The 20,687-nt window shown below is 73.8% G+C and carries 14 protein-coding genes and 1 pseudogene; 6 read left to right on the top strand and 9 right to left on the bottom strand.

Annotated features, from left to right (window positions below; all coding sequences use genetic code 11):
* Window positions 1-138 precede the first annotated feature (138 nt).
* The 3 genes from AB0A61_RS13730 to AB0A61_RS13720 all read right to left on the bottom strand — a co-directional run bounded on the left by AB0A61_RS13730 (window position 139) and on the right by AB0A61_RS13720 (window position 6,375).
* Window positions 139-2,898 carry a SpoIIE family protein phosphatase gene (locus AB0A61_RS13730; protein WP_361291035.1) on the bottom strand — a complete coding sequence of 920 codons (2,760 nt, stop codon included), beginning with the start codon at window positions 2,896-2,898 and terminating at the stop codon, window positions 139-141.
* 95 nt (window positions 2,899-2,993) lie between these two features.
* Window positions 2,994-5,534: a SpoIIE family protein phosphatase gene (locus tag AB0A61_RS13725; protein WP_361291032.1), complete on the bottom strand. Its 2,541-nt coding sequence runs from the start codon at window positions 5,532-5,534 to the stop codon at window positions 2,994-2,996.
* Window positions 5,535-5,682: 148 nt separating this feature from the next.
* A complete protein-coding gene (locus tag AB0A61_RS13720; protein WP_361291029.1) occupies window positions 5,683-6,375 on the bottom strand; it encodes a GAF and ANTAR domain-containing protein in 693 nt (230 codons plus the stop codon).
* 457 nt (window positions 6,376-6,832) lie between these two features.
* Between AB0A61_RS13720 and AB0A61_RS13715 the strand changes: the two genes are divergently transcribed.
* A complete protein-coding gene (locus tag AB0A61_RS13715; RefSeq protein WP_361291026.1) occupies window positions 6,833-8,260 on the top strand; it encodes an alkaline phosphatase family protein in 1,428 nt (475 codons plus the stop codon).
* Between the two features lie 272 nt (window positions 8,261-8,532).
* Window positions 8,533-9,066 (top strand): SRPBCC family protein, encoded by a 534-nt coding sequence (locus tag AB0A61_RS13710; RefSeq protein ID WP_361291023.1) that lies wholly within the window; start codon window positions 8,533-8,535, stop codon window positions 9,064-9,066.
* A gap of 40 nt (window positions 9,067-9,106) precedes the next feature.
* Here AB0A61_RS13710 and AB0A61_RS13705 read toward each other — a convergent pair whose 3' ends face one another.
* Window positions 9,107-9,940, bottom strand: a complete 834-nt coding sequence (locus AB0A61_RS13705; RefSeq protein WP_361291020.1) for a fructosamine kinase family protein — start codon at window positions 9,938-9,940, stop codon at window positions 9,107-9,109.
* A gap of 41 nt (window positions 9,941-9,981) precedes the next feature.
* Window positions 9,982-10,446: a low molecular weight protein-tyrosine-phosphatase gene (locus AB0A61_RS13700; RefSeq protein ID WP_361291017.1), complete on the bottom strand. Its 465-nt coding sequence runs from the start codon at window positions 10,444-10,446 to the stop codon at window positions 9,982-9,984.
* A 228-nt stretch (window positions 10,447-10,674) separates the two neighbouring features.
* On the opposite strand from AB0A61_RS13700, the gene AB0A61_RS13695 reads away from it, so the two are divergent.
* On the top strand, window positions 10,675-11,487 hold the full coding sequence (locus AB0A61_RS13695; RefSeq protein WP_361291531.1) for a VC0807 family protein: 813 nt from the start codon (window positions 10,675-10,677) through the stop codon (window positions 11,485-11,487).
* Here AB0A61_RS13695 and AB0A61_RS13690 read toward each other — a convergent pair.
* Window positions 11,427-12,258, bottom strand: a pseudogene (locus AB0A61_RS13690) (lysylphosphatidylglycerol synthase transmembrane domain-containing protein); the annotation flags it as partial. The gene AB0A61_RS13695 and the pseudogene AB0A61_RS13690 overlap by 61 nt on opposite strands.
* 385 nt (window positions 12,259-12,643) lie before the next feature.
* Complete coding sequence (locus AB0A61_RS13685; RefSeq protein WP_361291014.1) at window positions 12,644-13,408, bottom strand: metallophosphoesterase; 765 nt, start codon at window positions 13,406-13,408, stop codon at window positions 12,644-12,646.
* Between the two features lie 161 nt (window positions 13,409-13,569).
* Between AB0A61_RS13685 and AB0A61_RS13680 the strand changes: the two genes are divergently transcribed.
* Window positions 13,570-15,867 carry a catalase gene (locus AB0A61_RS13680; protein WP_361291011.1) on the top strand — a complete coding sequence of 766 codons (2,298 nt, stop codon included), beginning with the start codon at window positions 13,570-13,572 and terminating at the stop codon, window positions 15,865-15,867.
* A 213-nt stretch (window positions 15,868-16,080) separates the two neighbouring features.
* Entirely contained in the window at window positions 16,081-16,608 is a 528-nt protein-coding gene (locus tag AB0A61_RS13675; protein ID WP_361291008.1) for a hypothetical protein, read from the top strand.
* A gap of 134 nt (window positions 16,609-16,742) precedes the next feature.
* Here AB0A61_RS13675 and AB0A61_RS13670 read toward each other — a convergent pair whose 3' ends face one another.
* Window positions 16,743-18,341: a glycerol-3-phosphate dehydrogenase/oxidase gene (locus AB0A61_RS13670; protein WP_361291005.1), complete on the bottom strand. Its 1,599-nt coding sequence runs from the start codon at window positions 18,339-18,341 to the stop codon at window positions 16,743-16,745.
* A complete protein-coding gene (locus AB0A61_RS13665) occupies window positions 18,338-18,964 on the bottom strand; it encodes a helix-turn-helix domain-containing protein (protein ID WP_361291002.1) in 627 nt (208 codons plus the stop codon). Before AB0A61_RS13665 ends, AB0A61_RS13670 begins: the two co-directional genes overlap by 4 nt.
* A gap of 95 nt (window positions 18,965-19,059) precedes the next feature.
* On the opposite strand from AB0A61_RS13665, the gene AB0A61_RS13660 reads away from it, so the two are divergent.
* Window positions 19,060-20,655 carry an FAD-binding oxidoreductase gene (locus tag AB0A61_RS13660; RefSeq protein WP_361290999.1) on the top strand — a complete coding sequence of 532 codons (1,596 nt, stop codon included), beginning with the start codon at window positions 19,060-19,062 and terminating at the stop codon, window positions 20,653-20,655.
* Window positions 20,656-20,687 lie beyond the last annotated feature (32 nt).

Here is a 20,687-nt window from a genome sequence, read left to right as displayed (position 1 = left end):
GATGTGGGGGGTTGGGAGTTGGAACGTACCGCGTACTGATAGGAAGGTTTCCTATCAGATGCCGCGACAAGTGGTCACCCATCGAGCGGAAATTCGTAGGAATGAACAACAACCGGCGGTGGCCGGCCGGCAGCGGGCTCAGGGCAGAGCCTGCTCGGCCCAGATGACCTTGCCGGTGGGCGTGTACCTCGTGCCCCACCGTTCGGCGAGCTGCGCGACGAGGAACAGGCCGCGGCCGCCCTCGTCCGTGGCGGCCGCGTAACGCAGATGGGGCGAGGTGCTGCTGCTGTCGAAGACCTCGCAGATCAGGGACCGGTCGCACAGCATCCGGACGCGGATGGGCTCGCTGCCGTAGCGGATCGCGTTGGTGACGAGCTCGCTGAGGATCAGCTCCGCGGTGAACGTCAGCTCGTCAAGCCCCCAGTCCGCCAGCTGCCGGGTCACCCACCCGCGCACCTCTCCGACGACAGCCGGGTCCGCCGGGACCTCCCACTCGGCGACCCGGTCGGCACCCAGCGCCCGGGTACGCGCGACGAGCAGGGCGATGTCGTCGCCGGGGCGCAACGGCAACCGGGCGTCGAGCACGGCCCGGCACGTCTCCTCCGGCGACTCGCCCGCCCCGGCGAGCGCGCTGCGCAGCTCCTCGAGCCCGGTGTCGATGTCCCGCTCCCGGTCCTCGACCAGCCCGTCGGTGTACAGCACGAGCCGGCTGCCCTCCGTCACCTTCAGCTCGGCGGTCTCGAACGGCAGGCCGCCCACGCCGAGCGGGGGGCCCGCGGGCACCTCGGGGAACTCCACACTGCCGTCGGGCCCGATCAGCGCGGGCGGCGGATGGCCGGCGCGAGCCATGGCGCAGTGCCGGGAGACCGGGTCGTAGACCGCGTACAGGCAGGTGGCCCCGGTGACCGGGACGCCGCCCTCCGTCGCCTCGTCCTGGTCGATGCGGCCGACCAGCTCGTCCAGCAGACCGAGCAGCTCATCCGGCGTGAGATCCAGCGAGGCGAAGTTGTTCACGGCCGTCCGCAACCGTCCCATGGTGGCCGCGGCGTGCAGGCCGTGGCCGACCACATCGCCGACGACGAGCGCGACCCGCGCACCGGACAGCGGCAGCACGTCGAACCAGTCGCCGCCCACCGCCGCCTGCGCCGGCAGGTAGCGGTAGGCGATCTCCAGAGCGCTCTGCTCGGGCAGGCTGCGCGGCAGCAGACTGCGCTGCAGGGTCACGGCCATGCCGTGCTCGCGCGTGTAGCGGCGCGCGTTGTCGATGGAGACCGCGGCCCGCGCCACCAGCTCCTCGGCCAGGGCCAGCTCCTCGCTGTCGAACGGCTCCGCCTTCTGCGAGCGCCAGAAGTTGACCACACCCAGGACCTGGGATCCCGCCCGCACCGGGACCGTGATCAGCGAGTGGATGCCGTAGGCCACCACCTGCTCGGTGCGCTCCAGATCCTGTACCAGCCAGCCCGGGGCCGCCTCCAGCTCTGCTTCGAGGATGGGCTGGGCGGTCCGGAGGCAGCGCGCCTGCGGGGCGGAGGCGACGAAACGGATCTGCTCGCCCACCGCGTACAGCGGGGCGTCGTCGCGGATACCGCTGCACGCCGTACGCCGCAGGGCGGATCCGGGCTCCGGGTCCTCTCCGTCGAGGACGGCTTCGTAGAGATCGACCGTGGTGAAGTCGGCGAACCGCGGCACGGCCACCTCCGCCAGCTCCTCGGCGGTCCGGGTCACCTCGAGGGTCGTTCCCACGCCCACCCCGGCGTCGTACAGCAGGGTGAGGCGTTCCCGCGCCACCTCGGCCCGGCCCGACAGGGCACGCAGTTCCGTGGAGTCGCGCAGCGTGGCCACACTGCCCGACGGGCCCCCGTGCAGGTCCGTGGGCCGCTGGTTGATCGCCAGCAGCCGGTCGCCGACCAGGTGCACCTCGTCGGTGGCGACCCGCCCCGAGGCCAGCAGGTCGGCGGTGTCGGGATCGAGACCGAGTTCGAGGACGTTCCGCCGCTCGGCGTCCTCGGGCAGGTCGAGCAGACGGTGCGCCTCGTCGTTGGCGAGCAGCAGATCGCCGTCGTCACCGATGATGATCACGCCCTCCCGGACGGAGTGCAGCACCGCGTCGTGGTGCTCGTACATCCGGGTCATCTCGCGCGGGCCGAGGCCGTGCGTCTGGCGCAGCAGCCGTCTGCTGACCAGCCCGGTCCCCACCGTGGCGAGGGCGAGAGCCAGGGCCGCGGCGAGCAGGAGAAGTGGCAGCTGCCGCTGCGCCGCGCCGCCCACGTGCGCGGTCGTGATGCCGGCCGACACCAGGCCCACCACTTTGCCGTCGGGCGCCTTGACCGGAACCACGGCCTGCACCAGCGGCCCGATGGTGCCGTTGACCTGCTCGACGACGGTTCCGCCCGCCAGCGCGGGCCCGATGGTGCCGACGAACTTCTTGCCGATGCGGTCCCGGTTCGGATGGGTGTAGCGGATCCCGGCGTTGTTCATCGCGACGATGAAGTCCACGTGTGCCGCCTTGCGCGCGGCCTCCGCGCGCGGCTGCAGGATGACCGTCGGGTCGGGGGAGCTCAGCGCCGCCTGGATGCCCGGCGAGTGGGCGAACGTCTGGGCGACGGCCACCGACCGGTTGCGGGCCTCCTGGGAGGTGTCGTGGCCCACCTGGAGCACCAGCGCCACCACCGCCGCCACGACCAGCAGCAGCACGATGACGACCTGCAGCACGAACACCTGGCCGGCAACGCTGCGACCGGTCAGTGCCGCCCGCAGGCCGGAGGCGCGTCCCTCGGCGGACCGCAGCCCCTCCGCCCGCTCGCGCGCTCGCCGAGCCGGGCCAGTCGCGTGCCGTGAGCGCTGACCACTGGGACGACGGGTCGACCGGGTGCCGGTTCGACCCGGAAGCCGGACCATGTGCCATGTCTACACTGCCGGGCCCCGCGAGGCGAGGGGCGGCACATCACATGGGGCTGAGCCGGGCCCGGCCACCGGGAACGGCCCGTCGGCGGTCAGGCCCCGGGCCGCCGCACGGCCAGCAGGAGCGCGATGTCGTCGGGCCGGTCGGCGGTGTGCCGGGCGGTCGCGGTGAGCTGGTCGGCGACGGCCGTCAGGGAACCTCCGTCCGGACCGGCGGCGGACGCCCCGGCCTCCGCCAGGACCGCCCGCAGGGCGGCGATGCCGTCGTCGATGTCGAGACCGGGCTGTTCGACGAGCCCGTCGGTGTACAGGGCCAGGATGGCGCCGCGCTCCAGCCGCAGCTCTCCCACGGGGTACTGGGCGTGCGGGTCGACCCCGAGGACGACACCACCGGGCACCTCGCAGAGTGCGGTGCCACTGTCCGGGTGGCGCAGCAGAGGCAGCGGATGCCCGGCCCGGGCGGTCCGGGCCAGCCCGGTGGCGGGATCCAGGCGGATGTAGCAGCAGCTCGCGAACTGGCCCGGGTCGAGGTCGATCAGCAGGCGGTTCGTGCCGCTCATCACCTCGTCGGGCGGACGGTCGTCGAGCGCGAAGGCCTTGACCGCGCTGCGCAGCTGGCCCATCGTGGCCGCCGCCTGCACCCCGTGCCCCTGGACGTCCCCGATGACCAGCGCCAGGCCGTCCCCGGCCGTCACGACGTCGTACCAGTCCCCGCCGACCTCCATACCCTGGGTGCCCGGCAGATAGCGTCCGGCGGTCTCCACCTCGGGGTGCACCGACAGGCGCCGGGGCAGGAGGGCCTGCTGCAGCCCACGGGCGAGCGCGGCCTCGGTGTCGTACCGGTGCGCCTTCTCCATGGCGTGCGCGATCAGCCCGGCGAGTGCCGTGAGGACCGTACGGTCCTCGCTGCTGAAGCTGCGCGGCCGGTCGAAGCCCAGGATGCAGGAACCGACCGGGCGCCCCGAGGCGATCAGCGGCAGGAAGGCGCGGGAGCCCTTGTCCGCGTCCAGGGCGAGGCCCGGGTAGGTGGCCGCCAGCTGCCGCATGGAGTCGAAGAAGAGCGGGCGCCCGGTGGTGAGCGTCTCGACACCGGGGATGTGCGCGTCCAGCCCCACTCCCTCGAACGGGCGGAGGAAGCCCTCGGGGAAGCCGGTCTCCCAGGCCAGGTACAGGTGCTGTTCCTGGAGCAGGTAGATGGCGAGCCGGTTCCCGCCGAAGGCGGGCAGCAGTTCCTGCATGACCACGGCCGACACCTGCCGTGCGGTGACCGCCTCGGACAGCGCTATGGCGAGGACGATCGGCCGGTACAGATGCGCCGCCGGGCCGGCGTCCGGAGTCGGGCCGCCGGGGTCGGCGGCTGGAGCGGCCGTGGCCGCCGCGTCGGACACCGTGTCCAGGGCGACGGATGCGTCCGCCATCCGGTCGGCCGGGCGGACCGTGCAGGTGAGGTGGTCCGGGGCGGGATGAATGGACATGGCCAGTCGGCCGCTCCCGTGCCGGTACGGCGGTGGCGTCCCCTCCTCGGCGGGCGGCCGGCCGACGTGGAAGTGGACAGGGGCGGGGGACAGCAGGGCCGCGCGGAGATGGTCCTCGTACGCCGGCTGGCCGAGCCACGGCACGCCCTCCCACAGCGAGCGGCCGACGAGGTGGGCCGGCGGCCTGCCCAGGAGCTCGGCTGCACGCTGATTGACGTAGACGATCACTCCGAGCCGGTCCAGACTGAACACGCCCTCGGGGAGCACATCGGCCGCCGCGTCCCCCAGCCCGCCCGGGCCCGGGTCCCGCACCACTCCGCTCACCCGGTACGCGCCCGGCGAGAGTGCGGCGGACGTCCAGAACTCCATCAGTCGCAGCGCGCCCCCCTGCGTGTACAGGGAGAGGGGCAGGGCGGGTGCTCGGCCGGCGGCCGCGTCGCGCAGCGCCGCCAGCAGGCGGTGGCCGTCCTCGGGCGCCACGGCGTCCGCGAGGTCCCGGCCGGTCCCGCGGAACTCCACCGCGGACAGGCCGAGCAGGGCGTGGAAGCGGTCGTCGGCGGTCACCAGGTCGGTCGAGGGGTCCCAGGTATAGCGCCCGATGCGCTGCTCGGATGCGCGAACGGAGGGTGGACGGATGCCCAGGGGCTCGTCGTTCCAGGCGACGGCCGACCCTCCGTCCGTCTCCAGCTCCGCCAGTGCCGCACCCAGCTTGTCGGCCAGCTCCATGAGACGGTCGCGCGCGGACAGGACATCGGCGGCGTCCGGGACGGAGGGGCGAAGCGCGGCGAGGACCCCGAAGGTCGCCTCCGCGTCCCCCACGGGCACGTACAGGGACCCGAACTGGAACGGCAGACCGGCGGCGAACTGGGGGTAGCGGCGCATGGTCTCGGTGGCGTTCGCAAGAACCACCGGACGGCGCAGCCGGTAGGCGTCGGCGACCGGGAACCGCCGGTCCACGTGCAGCCGCCACCAGGGGCGGAACAGCGGCCCCGGCAGGCCCGAGAGGACGGCGAGACGCAGCAGCCCGGGCGTGCCGGACCGCAGGTAGACGCCTCCCGTGTGGCCGCCGGAGGCATCGATCGCCGCCGTGGAGGCGTCGGCCAGCAGCCCGGTCAACCGCGCGGTCGTCCGGTCGGCTTCCTCGGCTCTGCCCTTCATCGGCCCTACCTCGTCCCTGCGACGCCACGAGGACGACACAGCAAGAATGCGCCACGACGCCCCCCAGCGCACCCGTCGTGACGAGAGGCGGACGCGAGGGGAGCACCGGGGCGCTCCGCCGCCGACCGCAACAACGTGCGGTGGGGGCTCAGGTCCTGTCAGGTGTGTCGCCCCGGATCGTCTGGGCGACGTCGCGGACCTTGATGTTGTGATGCTGGGAGATGCGGCGCATCACGGCGAAGGCGTCGTCCTCGCTGAGGCCGTGCCGCTCCCGCAGGATGCCCATGGCCTCGCCGATGGCGTGCCGGGTCTCCAGGGCGTGTTCCAGCTGGTCCACGGTCCGGGCGCTGGCGAGCGCCACGGCGGCGTGCGAGGCGAACAGCCAGCCGGCCGTCTCGCTGTCCCGGGTGAAGGCGCCGGAACGGCTGGAGTAGCAGTTCAGCGCCCCGAAGTCCTGGTCATGGGTGTAGAGCAGGAAGCCCATCATGCTGCCGATGCCCAGCTCACGGGCGGCCGGCGCGTAACGGGGCCAGGCCGGTTGCGGCTTCGTCAGGTCCCCGATGCGGAACATCCGGTCGCCGTTGACCTTGCGCGCGGCGTCGAAACAGGGCCCCTCGCCCAGCTCCCCCTGAAGCCGGTCGGACTCCTCGACCATGTCCCCGCGCGCGGCGAGGGTCACGGCGCGGCCCTTGCGCACCGCCAGTACGCCCGCGGCCTCGCATCCCTCGATCAGCTCGACGGCCGAGTCGACGATCGCGTCCAGCGTCTCCTCGGCGCCGTCCTGGGCCAGCAGGCCTCGGGCGAGCCGCGCCATCTGCTCGGCGAATTCGCGCCAGTCCATCCGTACCCACCGTTCTCCCGGCCGGCCGCTGCGGCCCCGGGGTCAGATCGCCCGCACGCCGCTCGCGCTGGCAGCCTACCTCGCGCCGCCGCCGCCCGGGGCAGCGACGATCAAGGTCTTCTTCCCCCTTCGGCACGGGTACGCCGGCGGGCGGCAAGATCAGCCACAGGACGTCGCAGACCGCCCCGGTCCGCACACCCAGGACGTTCCGCACGAGGACGTTCCCCGGCCCCGGCCATGGACCGGGGCCTCGCTTTTCCAAGGCGAGGCGACAACCCGGCAACGCCCCGGTGTCGTGGGTCACGGCTTGGCCAACCCCTTTCCGCACGTTGGCCACAAGTTCACCGGCATCCCCCGAAACGCTCCGCCGGGACGGGCAGGAAGGGAGCGGCGGTCGGTTCCTCACCCGGGCCGGCCGGCACGCCTGAGACCTTCTCCCGGTCAAGAAGAGGAAACCATGGCCGAGTTGACACGTCGTAGACTCCTGGGTTCGGCCGTCGGCGCGTTAGGCAGCGCCGCGGCCGCCTCCCTCCTCCCGCCGAGCGTCCAGAAGGCCGTCGCGGCCGCACCCCCCGCGCACAGCTCACTGCGCGACGTCGAGCACGTCGTCCTGCTGATGCAGGAGAACAGATCGTTCGACCACTACTTCGGCACCCTGTCGGGCGTCCGCGGATTCGGAGATCCGGACGCGCTGCGGCTCGACAACGGACGTTCGGTCTTCTACCAGCCGGACGCAAAGAATCCCAGGGGCTACCTCCTGCCCTTCCACCTCGACACCCACAAGTCCAGTGCCCAGGCCATCCCCTCGACGAGCCACGCATGGTCGGTGCAGCACGAGGCCTGGAACGGCGGCAGGATGGACCGGTGGCTGCTGGCCCACCGCAAGGCCGACGGCGTCAACGGCCCCTACGTCATGGGCTACTACACGCGCGAGGACATCCCGTTCCAGTTCGCGCTCGCCGAGACCTTCACCGTCTGCGACAACTACTTCTGCTCGGTCTTCGGCCCGACCTGGCCGAACCGCCTGATGTGGATGACCGGGACCATCGACCCCGGCGGCACGAAGGGCGGCCCCGTCACCAGCAACGCCGCGCCGACGCCCTACCGGTGGACGACGTACGCCGAGCGGCTGCAGGCCGCCGGGATCAGCTGGAAGGTGTACCAGCAGGACGACGACTACGGCTGCAACATGCTGGAGCAGTTCGCCACGTTCAGGAACGCGCGGCCCGGCTCCGCCCTCCACGAGCGCGGCGTACGCCCGCAGCCGGAGGGCACCTTCGAGGACGACGCCCGGGCCGACCGCCTGCCCGCCGTGTCGTGGATCATGCCGACCAGCTACCAGTCGGAGCACCCGGACTACCTTCCGGCCGCCGGCGCCGACTTCGTGGCCTCGAAGATCGAGGCGATCGCCGCCAATCCGAAGGTGTGGCGGAAGACCGCGTTCATCCTCAACTACGACGAGAACGACGGGCTGTTCGACCACGTGCCCCCGCCGATTCCGCCCACCGGCACGCCGGAGGAGTTTGTGAGGGGGCTGCCGGTCGGCGGCGGCTTCCGCGTCCCGGCGATCGTCATCTCGCCCTGGACGGTGGGTGGCTGGGTGGCGACCGAGGCCTTCGACCACACCTCGGCGCTACGGTTCCTGGAGCGGTTCACGGGCGTGGCGGAGCCGAACATCAGTGCCTGGCGGCGCGAGACGTTCGGCGACTTCACCTCCGCCTTCCGCTTCTCGGACGCCCGCCCGGTCCCGCCGCGGCTGCCGGACGACACCGCCGAACAGCTTCAAAAGGCGCAGGAGGAGGTGGCGACGCTGCCGAAGCCGACGCTGCCCGGCGCGGACCAGACGTTCCCGCACCAGGAGAAGGGACGGCGACCGCACGTGTGACCCCGGGCCGGGTCACGGTTGCGGTCCTGGCCGGGGTTTGTGCGCGGCCCTGGTCACGGTTGCGTCCTGGTCGGGAGCGCGGCCACGGTCCGGTTGCGGCCGCGGACCTGCGTACGGACCCGTCTCCCCGTGACCACGCGCGGTCCGGTGCTCCGCGCCGGGCCGCGCGGTCTTCGGGTCCCGCGTGCGTCGCCGTGCGCAGCCATTCGGCGCCGACCGTTGTGCGTGCGCCGTCGATGCGGCCACGGCCGCGCGAGCAGTACGGTGCGACCATGTACGCCACGAGAGTCTCCCGGCGCGTGAAGGCGGCCCCGGCCCGGGTCTACCGGGCGCTCGTCGACCCGGAGGCGGTGGTGCGCTGGCGCGTGCCCCACGGCATGACCGGTCATGTCCACGCGTTCGACGCCCGGGAGGGGGGCGCCTTCCGCGTGTCCCTCACCTACGACGGGCACGGCGGGCATGACGGGCACGGCGGGCATGACGGGCATGACGGGCATGCGGGGCATGACGGGCACGGCGAGCCGAGCGGCACCGGGAAGTCGGATGCCCGCACGGACACCTACCACGGCCGCTTCGTACGACTGGTGCCCGGTCAACTGGTCGTCGAGGTGAGCGAGTTCGAGACCGACGACCCCGCGCTGCAGGGCGCCATGACGATGACGACCTCCCTCACCGAGGCCGACGGAGGCACCGAGATCGTCATCGTGCACGAGGGCATCCCCGACGCCGTTCCCCGCGAGGACAACGCGCTGGGCACCCGGATGGCCCTGGACAATCTCGCCCGGCTGGTGGAGGAGGACGAGTAGTCCTCACCCGTCGGGGCCGGGGCCAACCGCCCTCAGGACGTCACGGGCAGGCGCTCCGGGCCGCCGCGACCGCCTGCTCCGCGTATCCCCGTCCGAACAGCACCGTGTGCACCAGCAGCGGGAAGAGCTGGTGCAGCCCGATGCGGTCGGCCCAGCCCGCGGCGAGCGGAGCCGCCTCCTGGTACCCCTCCAGCACCCGCTCCAGGTACGGGCAGCCGAACAGCCGGAGCATCGCCAGGTCGGTCTCCCGGTGCCCGCCGTGCGCGGCCGGGTCGATCAGCCAGGCCCGCCCGTCGGCGCCCCACAGCACGTTGCCGTTCCACAGGTCGCCGTGCAGCCGTGCCGGCGGTTCGGCGGGGCCGGCCAGCTCGGGCAGCCGTTCCAGGACGCGTTCGATCTCGCCCGCCTCGGTGCGGCGCAGGGTGCCCTCGTCGACGGCGCGGCGCAGGTAGGGCAGCACCCGGTGGTCGGCGTACCAGCGCGGCCAGTCGCTGCCCGCAACGTTCCGCATCGGGGCCAGGCCGATGCGTGCCTCCTCCGGGCCGCCCGGCGGCGGGGACCCGAACGCGGGCGCGCCGGCCGCGTGCAGCGCGGCCAGATCGCGGCCGAACCGAACCGCCGCCCGCGCATCCGGCTGCCCGGACGGGACCCGGTACGTCACCAGCCAGCGCCCCTCGTGGCCGTGCACCGCGGGGACCCGTACGGTGTGCGTCCCGGCGAGCCAGCGCAGCCCCGCGGCCTCGGCGCGCACGGCGCCGGGATCGTCGCCGCGCTTGACCACCACCACGTGTCCGCCGTCGAGGGTGACCTCGGTGAGCGCCGCGGACAGTGGGCGCTCACCGGTCGCCCGGCGCCCGGTCAAACGGGCCGCCACGGCACCCGGGCCCTCGCCGGGACCGGTCGGCCCGGGGCCGTTCACGAGGGGAGGCGCTCGCGCACCCAGGCGAGCAGGCCGGGCATGGCGGCCTCGATCATGTCCAGCACCTCGTCGAACTCCTCCGGGCCGCCGTAGTACGGATCCGGCACGTCCAGGTCGCCGGTCGCCTCCGGATCGAAGGACCGCAGCAGCCGCACCCGGGACGGGGCGTGGACGTGGTGCCGCAATTCCTGTTCGTGACCGCGGTCCATCGCCAGGAACAGGTCGGCGTCCAGGTGCTCGGTGCCCAGTTGCGCGGCGATGTGCTCCGCCGGGTAGCCGTGCCGCACGAGCACCTTGGCGGCCCGCTCGTCGATGGGCCTGCCGACGTGCCAGGGCCCGATGCCCGCGCTGCTCACCCGCACCGCACCGTCCAGCCCCGCTCGGCGCAGGTGCCCGGTGAACACCAGCGCCGCTGACGGCGAGCGGCAGATGTTCCCGCTGCAGACGAAACAGATGTGCACGGGCCCAGCGTACGAGGACGATACGAGGACGATACGAGGACGATCGGATGCCCACCCTGCTGCGAGAAGTCCTCTACGCCGGGGGCGCGCACGCCGTCATCGGTGTGTCGCCGGACAACTGGCGGCCGCGCCCCCACCCGGGGGTGGAGCGGTGCGCGGCGAGAAATCCACCCGCCTCTCCGCTCCCGGGTTGATCACGAGGCCGTGCGTGCTCCATAGCCTCGCAACATGGACGCGAATCGGCTCGAAGGAAGCAGCGAGGCCGTGGCTCACCCGAGCGGCACCGGGGTCACGCAGAGGGCTCTGTCGCCCGGCACCGCTGGGAGGACCGGCCCGGCGCACTCGGCATCCGGCGCACGCGCCGAGCCGGACGTGCGCCCGGACGTGCGGAGCCGGGCGGGCTCCGGACACGGCCCCGGCCGGGCCGGCCGCCTGGGCCTCCTGCTCGACCTAGGCCTGTCACCGGGTGTCTTCTACGGCGCACAGGCACTGGGCTCGAGCATCACCGCCTCCCTGTTCGCCGCCACCGCGGCCGCGGGCACCCGCCTCGCCTGGACGACGGCCCGCAGACGGCGGATCGACGGGCTGAACGCCCTCATGCTCTGCAGCTACGCACTGATGCTGATCATGGCACTGCTCGCCCGTGACGAACGCGTCCTGCTCGCCCGTGATCCGGCCACCAGCGCCCTGGCCGGCCTCGTCTTCCTCGCCAGCTGCGGCATGCGCACCCCTGCGCTGGCCTGTCTCTCCCAACGGCTCCACCCGCACCCGAGATTCGCCTCGCCGCGAGTCGAACGCGCGCTGCGCCTGGAGACCGCCGTGTGGGGGGCTGCCCTGACGGCCGAGGCGGCCGCCCGGTTCGCCCTGCTCCTCAGCCTCCCGACCGCCATCGTCCCGGGGCTGTCGACAGGCCTCGAACTCGCGGTCATAGCCCTGCTGTTGCCCTGGACCGTCTGGCACCGCCGCCGCTCGACGGCCGTCAGCGCCGAGAGCAGGAGCGCGCCGGGCAGCAGCGGCAGCCACACTGTCAGTACGCGGTAGCCGATGACGGTCGCGGTGGCCAGGGCGAGCGGCGCGCCGTACAGGACGAGGGTGAACACCAGCGCGCCGTCCACGGGACCGATGCCGCCCGGGGCGGGGATCGCCCCGGCCGCGGTACCTGGCGGCGAGATACGCGAAGACCACCTGCGCCCAGGTGAGCGGCAGGCCGAGGGAGTCTCCGACGGCGGCGATCACGCTCGCCTGGATCACCGGGAAGGCGGCCGCCCCGCCCCACAGGGCGAGCACGCGGCTGGGCCTGGTGTGCAGCAGTCGCGCGTCGGTCAGGGCGGTGCGGACCACTCGGACCACCGGGCCGCGCAGCCCGCGGGCGACCGTCAGCAGCAGGGCGGCGAGACCGGCCGAGACGAGCACCGCCGCGACTACCAGGCGCAACGTCCTTGCATCGGAGACCAGTTGACCGAACCGCAGCAGGTCCGGAGAGGCTGCCAGGAACACCAGGAGTACGAGCGTCTTCGCGACCGGCCTGGCCGGCGAGTACAGGGCCAGCGAGGCGGTGGCCCGGGCGAGCGGAACGCCGTGGCGCTGCAGGAAGCGCAGGGTGACGGCGTGCGCGCCGATACTGGCGGGCAGCACGTGGTTCGCGGCCCCGGCGGCGATCTGCGAGGCGAGCAGCGGCCCCGGCGGCAGCCGCTCCGGCACGGCTCCCTGCCGGGAGCAGGCGGCGGCCACCCAGCCGAGGAAGGTGATGCCGGCGCCGGCCGGCAGCCACCCGGGGTCTGCCGACCTCAGCCGGGCGGCACCCTCGTACATGACGGGCCGGTGGGCCACCGACCAGGCGCCGATGACCAGGAGCGGAAGCAGACACAGGGCGACGCGGACGGCGCGTGCCGCCGAGGGCGGCCACACCGCGGGGGCGCGCGCGGGCAGCGCGGCCGCGTCGGACGGGACTGTGGACACGGCGCGCCGTCCTTCCGCAGCGCGCCAAGCGATGTACCGGGGGCCTGCGAGGCGATGTGGGACGAGGGGGGGCGAGGGGGGACGAGGGGGGACGCCAGCGGTGTCCCCGTCCCGCGTGACGCGCGGGTGACCGCAAGCGAAATGCGTACCGGCGGGACGGTGCCGGGGATCGCCCCACCGGGCCCCCGGCCCGCCGTGGACCGATGTCCGGAGCGGGAGCGCGTGGTCGGCCGCGGCGTCAGCCGGAGCTGTCGGTGGGCGCGCCGGCCGCCAGCGGCTCGCGGGCGTGCAGGTGGTAGACGTGGAAGGCGCGCCCGATCACCGGCTGCGCCACGTTGCGCACCCGCACACCGCCGCTGGTCATGCCGTTCTCCGTGCCGGCGTGCGCGTGCCCGTGCACCGCGAGGTCGGCGCCGGCCGTGTCGATGGCCTCGGCCAGCAGATAGCTGCCGAGGAACGGATAGATCTCCAGGGGCTCGCCCGCGAGCGTGTCGGGCACGGGCGAGTAGTGGGTCAGGGCGATCCGTACGTCGCAGCCCTGCTCGGCCAGCTGCTGCAGCGAGGTCCGCAGGGCGTCGGCGCTGTGCCGGGTGTCCCGGACGAACGCCTTCATGAGCGGCTCGCCGAACTCCCCGGCACTGCGGCCGACGAAACCGCCGCCGAACCCCTTGGTGCCGGCCACGCCGACGCGCGCCCCGCCGCAGGGCACCACGACTCCGCGTCCCTCCAGGACCTGGGCGCCCGCGTCCTCCAGGATGGCGGTGACCTTCTGCGGACGTTCGTCGTGGTGGTCGTGGTTGCCGAGGACCGCGACCACCGGGACCGCCAGGCCCTTGACCTCCCGCGCCACCACCCGGGCCTCCTCCGGCGTGCCGTGCCGGGTGAGGTCCCCGGCCAGCAGCAGGACGTCGGCACACTCGGGCAGTTCCTCGAAGGCGGGGCGGAGACTGCCCTGGGTCTCGGGTGCCATGTGGATGTCCCCGACGGCTGCGACCCGGATCATGCGAGGTCCTCCGCCTGGTCGGGCGACGACGTGTCGGCGACCACGACGTCGCAGTGGACCGGGTGCCCGGCTGGCCCCGGAGGTGCCGGCGTCCGCATGCCTCGGTTGCCCGCGCACGGGTACGCGGGTGGGGCTGTTGCCCGAGCGGAAGGACGCCACCGATGGCCGAGGCCAACCCCATCAAGCAGGCAGCCCAGAAGATCAGCGAAACGGTGCACGGCGACGGTGCGGGACCGGAGGGGGGCATCCCCGGGAAGCCGGGGCCCCGGTCGCCGTCCGTCGCGGAGCCCACGGAGCCCCACGAGCCCCTGCCGCCGAAGCGGGACCAGAGCGGGCCCGACACCTATTCGCCGACGGGACAGCCGACCGGCGCGGACCAGGGGCGGGTGGCCCAGGCCGGGCCCTACCTGACCACCGCCCAGGGCGCCCGGCTGTACGACACCGACCACTCGCTCAAGGCCGGCCCGCGCGGCCCTGTGCTGCTGCAGGACCACCACCTGCGCGAGAAGGTCATGCACTTCGACCACGAGCGCATCCCCGAGCGCGTGGTCCATGCCCGGGGCGCGGCGGCGCACGGTGTCTTCAAGAGCTACGGCACGGCGGCCTCGGTGACCAAGGCCGCGTTCCTCGCCAAGGGCGTCGAGACGCCGGTGTTCGTACGCTTCTCCACGGTGCTGGGCTCCCGGGGATCCTCCGACACCGTGCGCGACACCCGGGGATTCGCTACCAAGTTCTACACCGGCGAGGGCGTCTTCGACCTGGTCGGTAACAACATCCCCGTCTTCTTCATCCAGGACGCCATCAAGTTCCCCGACGTCATCCACGCGGGCAAACCGCACCCGGACCGGGAGATCCCCCAGGCTCAGAGCGCCCACGACACCTTCTGGGACTTCGTCACGCTGCACACCGAGGCCACCCACCACACCCTGTGGAACATGTCCGACCGGGGCATCCCCCGCTCGTTCCGGACGATGGAGGGCTTCGGCGTCCACACCTTCCGCCTGGTCGACGCCGAGGGGAAGACCACGCTGGTGAAGTTCCACTGGAAGCCGAAGCTGGGCGTGCACTCCCTGGTGTGGGAGGAGGCGCAGATCATCAACGGCGTGGATCCGGACTTCCACCGCCGGGACCTCGCCGACGCCATCGAGGCGGGCGCGTACCCCCAGTGGGAGTTCGGCATCCAGACCTTCCCCGACACGCCCGACCAGACCTTCGAGGGCATCGACCTGCTGGACCCGACGAACATCGTCCCCGAGGAGCTCGCCCCCGTGCAGCCGATCGGGCTGCTGACCCTCAACCGCAACCCCTCCAACTTCTTCGCCGAGACCGAGCAGGTGGCCTTCCACGTCGGTCACCTCGTCCCCGGCATCGACATCACCGACGACCCGCTGCTCGCCGGGCGCCTGTTCTCCTACCTGGACACCCAGATCACCCGCCTGGGCGGGCCCAACTTCCCGCAACTGCCCATCAACCGTCCCCACGCGCCGGTCAACGACATGCTGCGCGACGGCATGCACCAGACGGCCGTGCACCGGGGAGCCGCCCCCTACCGGCCCAACTCCCTCGACGGCGGCTGCCCGTTCGCCGCCGGGGCGGACACGGGCGCGTACGTCGAGGCACCCGTGCGCGTGCCGGAGGCGAGCAAGGTGCGTGAGGCGCCCGAGTCGTTCGCGGACCACTTCAGCCAGCCCCGCCGGTTCTGGCTGAGTATGACCGCGGTGGAGCGCGAGCACATCATCGGTGCGTACACCTTCGAACTCGGCAAGTGCTACGAGCAGGCGGTCAAGGAGCGGGCGCTGCAGGTCCTGGCCAACATCGACGCCGAGCTGTGCGCGCAGGTCGCCGCCGGACTCGGACTGACGGCGCCGGAGCCGACCGTGCCCCTGGCCGAGGTCGAGCCGAGCCCGGCACTCTCCCAGGTCGGCCGGACCTGGCCCACGGACGGTCGGGTCATCGGCATCGTCACCGGCCCGGACGGCGACCTGGACGGTGTGCGGGCCGTGCGCGAGGCCGTGCTGGCCGCAGGCATGGTTCCGCTCGTCGTGGCACCGGCCGGCGGCACCCTCGACGGGAGCAACCGCGCCCTGACGGTGCAGCGCACCTACGCCACCGCGCGGTCGGTCGAGTTCGACGCGCTGCTGCTGGCCGGCCCGCCGGGGGTGGGCAGCGACGCGTACGGCGCCCGCGACGCCAAGGCCGGGCTCGGCTCCGCGGCCGGACCCGGCGCCGCAGGGCAGGCCGCGCACGACCCCCGCGTGAGTCTGCTGGTGTCCGAGGCCTTCCGGCACGGCAAGGCCATCGGTGCCTGGAAGGGCGCCGAGGCGGCCCTGGAGGCCGCGGGAGTGCCCGCCGACGCCCCCGGCGTGATCGTCGGCGACAGCGGCACCTCCGCCTTGGACCAGCTCACCGAACTCCTGGGCGCCCACCGTGTCTGGGACCGTTTCACCCCCGCCGTCTGACCTGCGCCGTCAGACCCGGGCACACCCGTCTCGGCACCGACTGCCACCTTCCTCGCACGGACTGCCATCCCGGGCCTTCTCCGAAGTGTGGCCGAAGCCACGTCCCGGAGGAGGCCTGGGCCATATGGCCGCCGGGAGTCACGGGCTACCGTTTCGAGCGTCCTTTTTGTCCGTCCAACGGTTCGTCCGTCCCACAGCTCGAACGGTTCGCCAGTGCTCGAAGACCTCTCCCCGCTCATCGCGGCGACCGCCCAGTGGCTGACCGCGGCGTTCCCGTCCTCCGGCGGCGCCATGGCCAATGTCCTGTGCGAGATGCAGGCCCGCCAGGCAGTGACGGTCGCGGCACGGCTGCGCTACCCGACGTCCATGGACGCCGCCCTGGTCGGCATGTCCGGGCCCGGCGGTTCCGCCCGCCTGGACTGGATCACCGGCGCGGACGGTGCCGGGGACGACGACCCGGAGGCGTACGCCTGGCGCACATGGGTGGACGAGGTCGTGGCGAGCTGGGCCGTCTGCCTGCTCGTCGACCCCGAACTGGCGGAACGGGCGGTGGCCGCGGTCGCCGGTGACGATCACACGGCGGGTACGCCGGTGGACTTCCGCCGCCTGGTCACACCGGACGAGCACGACAGCCGGGCGGCCGCACTGCTGCGCCACCCCGATCTCGCGGCCCCGGTGGCGGACCTGCACCACGCCCAGCTCCTGGCCCGCCTCGAACCGGGACCGGCGCTGGCCGCCTGAACCGGGACCGGCCCCGGCCGCCCGACACCGCCCGCGACGCGTCCCGCGCGGCGCCGTCCCACCGGCCCCGGCGCCGCTACGCCGGCCCGCTCACCCGTCGCCCGGGTCCCCGCGCCGCGTGTGCCACGGCAGGCTCACCGGGCCCCCAGCGTCTCGCCCACCACCTCCTGGGCGGTGGCCAGCGCCGTGGCCCGGTCGCCCGGGACCAGGCCGATGCGCGTGCGCCGGTCGAGGAGGTCCGCCGCGTCCAGCGCACCCTCGTGACGCACGGCCCACACGAGCTCCGCGCGGGTGACGGGATGACCCTCCAGCACCGGTTCGGACAGCCGTTGGTCCCGCCCGCCGAGGGCGTGCACGGCCGGTGCCTCGGTGCCGTACCGCCGGACCAGGCGGCGGGGCGCCCGGAGCGCGGCGAGCACGTGCGGCGGTGCGGCCCCGACGAGGGGGAGGGAGGCCGTCGGAGAGGCGCCGACGGCGAGGCGGTGCCTGGCGACGGCGGCGTCGACGGCGTCCTCGGCCATCCTCCGGTAGGTGGTGAGCTTGCCGCCCACCACGGTGATCACGCCGTCCGGCGAGGTGAGCACCGCGTGCCTGCGGGAGATGTCGGCGGTGCGGGGGGCCTGGCCGTTCCCGGCCGCCGCAGTGGTGTCCAGCAGGGGGCGCAGGCCGGCGAAGGCACCCACCACGTCCTCCCGGTGGACCGGGACGTCGAGCGCGGAGCTCAGCACGTCGAGCAGGAAGCCGATGTCGGTCTCGGGAACCTCGGGAACGTCCGGGATGTCTCCGTCGACGGGCTCGTCGGTGAGCCCGACGTAGACCCGGCCGTCGCCCTGCGGCAGGACGAGGACGAAGCGGTTGGTCTCCCCGGGGACCGGGATGTGCAGTCCGGCGGGCAGCGGACCGAGGCGGTCGGACCGCAGCACGAGGTGGGTGCCGCGCGAGGGCCGTACGCGAATGCCCTCCACCAGGCCGCCGGCCCACACCCCGGACGCGTTGATCACGGCACGCGCCCGGATCTCGCCCTCCTCGCCGGTGAGTTCGTCGCGTACCCGCGCCCCGGATCCGGTGAGCTCCAGCGCCCGCACCCGGGTCAGGACGCGGGCGCCGCGTGCCGCCGCCGTGCGGGCGATCGCGGTGACCAGGCGGGCGTCGTCGGTCAGCCGGCCGTCCCAGGACAGCAGGCCGCCGCGGAGCCCGGTCCCACGCAGTGCGGGGGCGAGGTGGCGGGTCTCCACGACGGACAGCCGACGCGGTGCCGGCAGGGTGGCGCGGGCCGTGCGCGCGGCCAGGCGCAGGCCGTCGCCCGCACGGAAACCGGCCCAGGCCAGGGCGGCCTGGCCGCGGGAGACGAGCGGGGTGAGGGGCAGGACGAAGGGCTGGGCGCCGACCAGGTGCGGAGCGGTGCGTTCCATCAGCACACCGCGCTCGACCGCGCTCTCGTGGGCGACGTCGAGCTGTGCGGAGGCGAGGTAGCGCAGGCCGCCGTGGATGAGCTTGGAGCTCCAGCGGGAGGTGCCGAAGGCGAGGTCGTGGGCGTCGACGGCGGCGACGGACAGACCGCGGGCCGCTGCGTCCAGGGCGACCCCGGCGCCGGTCGCGCCGAGGCCGACGACCAGGACGTCCACCGTCGCACCGCCGAGGGCCTCGGCGAGTTCGCGCGAGCGCCGGGCGGCGGTCAGGGAGGATCCCGGGGCCGGGTGTGCGGGAACGGCCGGGCTGGTGTGGGGGCTCATGGCGTCAGGGTCCTCTCCAGGATGGTCCGCAGTTCCGCGAGAAAGGCCGCGGGAGCCAGGTCCGGGTCGGCCTCGTCGGTCATCGTGCGCAGCGACAGGGTGAAGGACTGCACGACGAGGAGCAGCGCCCGGGCCTGCCGCTCGGGGTGACCGGCGCGTACCGAGCCGTCGGCGTGCCCTTCGCGCAGGGCGTCGGTGAGCAGTGCGAGGAGCGCCTCCTGGCTGGCCCCGCGCCGGTCCAGCACGTAGGGGAGGAGCAGTTCGGGGTCCACGTCGACGATCTTGAGGAAGAGCGGATGGGCCCGGAACGCCTGCACGCCGGCCACCAGTCCGTCGACGATCAGCGTGCGCGTGGCCGTGTCGGGCCGGCGCTCGGGCATCGCCCCCGTGGCCACCGCGACCCACTCGCGGGTCATCAGGTCGCCGACCAGGGACCGCACGTCGGGCCAGCGCCGGTACAGGGTCATCCGGGAGACGCCGGCGCGGCGGGCCACGTCGGTGAGGGTGGTGCGGCGGACGCCGACGGCGAGGACGCAGTCGCGCACGGCGTCGAGCACCGGATCGCTGTCGGAACCTCCCGAGCCGCCGGAGCCGTCCGAGCTGTTGTGACGAATAGGCGTCATGTGTCACAGTGTAACGCCCCGTGCGGCCACGCAGGCCATCTCCGCGGGACCGCGAACAGCACGGCACCCTTCGACACGACCGGTGAGGAACCCCCATGGACATGCTGTGGAGCGGCTGGGGCGACCCGGCCAAGGCCGCACCGCTGCCCGACACGGTGATCGGGCTGCTGCGCGATCTGCTCGGGGTCGAGCCCCGCGGGGGCGAACCGGTCGCCCTGGAAGAGATCCGCGTCCCCGAGTCACCGCTGAGCCCCGCCGCCCGCCGGGCGCTGCTCGACGCGGTCGGCGACGAGGCGTACGTCCGCACGGACACGGAGACCCGGATCCGTCACACCCGCGGCAAGTCCACCCCCGACCTGCTGCGGATCCGCTGCGGCGACGCCGACGACGTCCCGGCGGCGGTGGTGCTCCCCGCCGGACACGACGACGTCCTCGCCGTGCTGGGCGCCTGCGCCGAACACGGCCTGGCCCTGGTGCCGTTCGGCGGCGGCACGTCCGTCGTCGGCGGCCTCGCCCCCGAGCGGCGGCGCCCCTTCGTCGCCCTCGACCTGCGCCGCATGGACGGCCTGCTCGCCCTCGACCCCGTCTCCCGCACCGCCACCCTGCAACCCGGGCTGCGCGCCCCGCACGCCGAGGCGCTCCTGGCCGAACACGGCTTCACCCTCGGCCACTTCCCCCAGTCCTACGAGTGGGCCACCATCGGCGGGTTCGCCGCCGCCCGCTCCAGCGGGCAGGCGTCCGCCGGCTACGGCCGCTTCGACGAGATGGTGCTCGGCCTCACCCTGGCCACGCCCGAGGGCACGGTCGACGTCGGCCGGGCCCCGCGCTCGGCGGCCGGGCCGGACCTGCGCCAGCTCGTCCTCGGCTCCGAGGGGGCCTTCGGCGTCATCACCTCGGTGACCGTGCGCGTGCGCCCCCTTCCGGAGACCCGCCTCTACGAGGGCTGGCAGTTCGCCTCCTTCGAGGAGGGGGCCGCCGCCCTGCGCCGCCTCGCCCAGGACGGGCCGCGGCCGACCGTACTGCGGCTGTCCGACGAGACCGAGACGCTGATCGGCCTCGCCCAGCCCGACGCCATCGGCGGCCCGGGCGCGCAGCAGTCGGCCGGGTGCCTGGCGATCACCGGCCACGAGGGGACCGCGGAGGAGACCGCGCACCGCAGGGAGCGGGCCGCCGCCGTCCTGCGCGACTGCGGCGGCACATACGTCGGCAAGGGTCCGGGGGAGCGCTGGGCGGAGGGCCGCTACTCGGCGCCGTACCTGCGCGACTCCCTCCTGGACGCGGGCGCGTTCGCCGAGACCCTGGAGACCGCCGCGTTCTGGTCCCGCATCCCCGAGCTGTACGCCTGCGTCCGCGAGGCGCTCACCGCCACGCTCACCGAGGCCGGCACCCCACCGCTGGTGATGTGCCACATCTCGCACGTCTACGAGAACGGTGCCTCCCTGTACTTCACCGTGGTCTCGGCCCAGGGCGACGACCCGGTCGCGCACTGGGCTCCCGCCAAGCACGCCGCGAACGAGGCGATTCTCGCCGCGGGTGGCACCATTAGCCACCACCACGGTGTGGGGACCGACCACCGCGACTGGTACGTCCGCGAGGCCGGACCCCTCGGCATCGAGGCCCTGCGCGCCGTCAAACGACGCCTGGACCCGTCGGGCCTGCTCAACCCCGGCGTTCTCCTGCCCCTCGACTGACCGTCCGCCCCTCGCCACCCACACCTCTTCCG

This window comes from Streptomyces sp. NPDC046197, from assembly GCF_040646295.1.
Taxonomy (GTDB): Bacteria; Actinomycetota; Actinomycetes; order Streptomycetales; family Streptomycetaceae; genus Streptomyces.
Note: the sequence above shows the minus strand (reverse complement) of the source record. Positions and strands in the feature narration are given on the sequence as shown.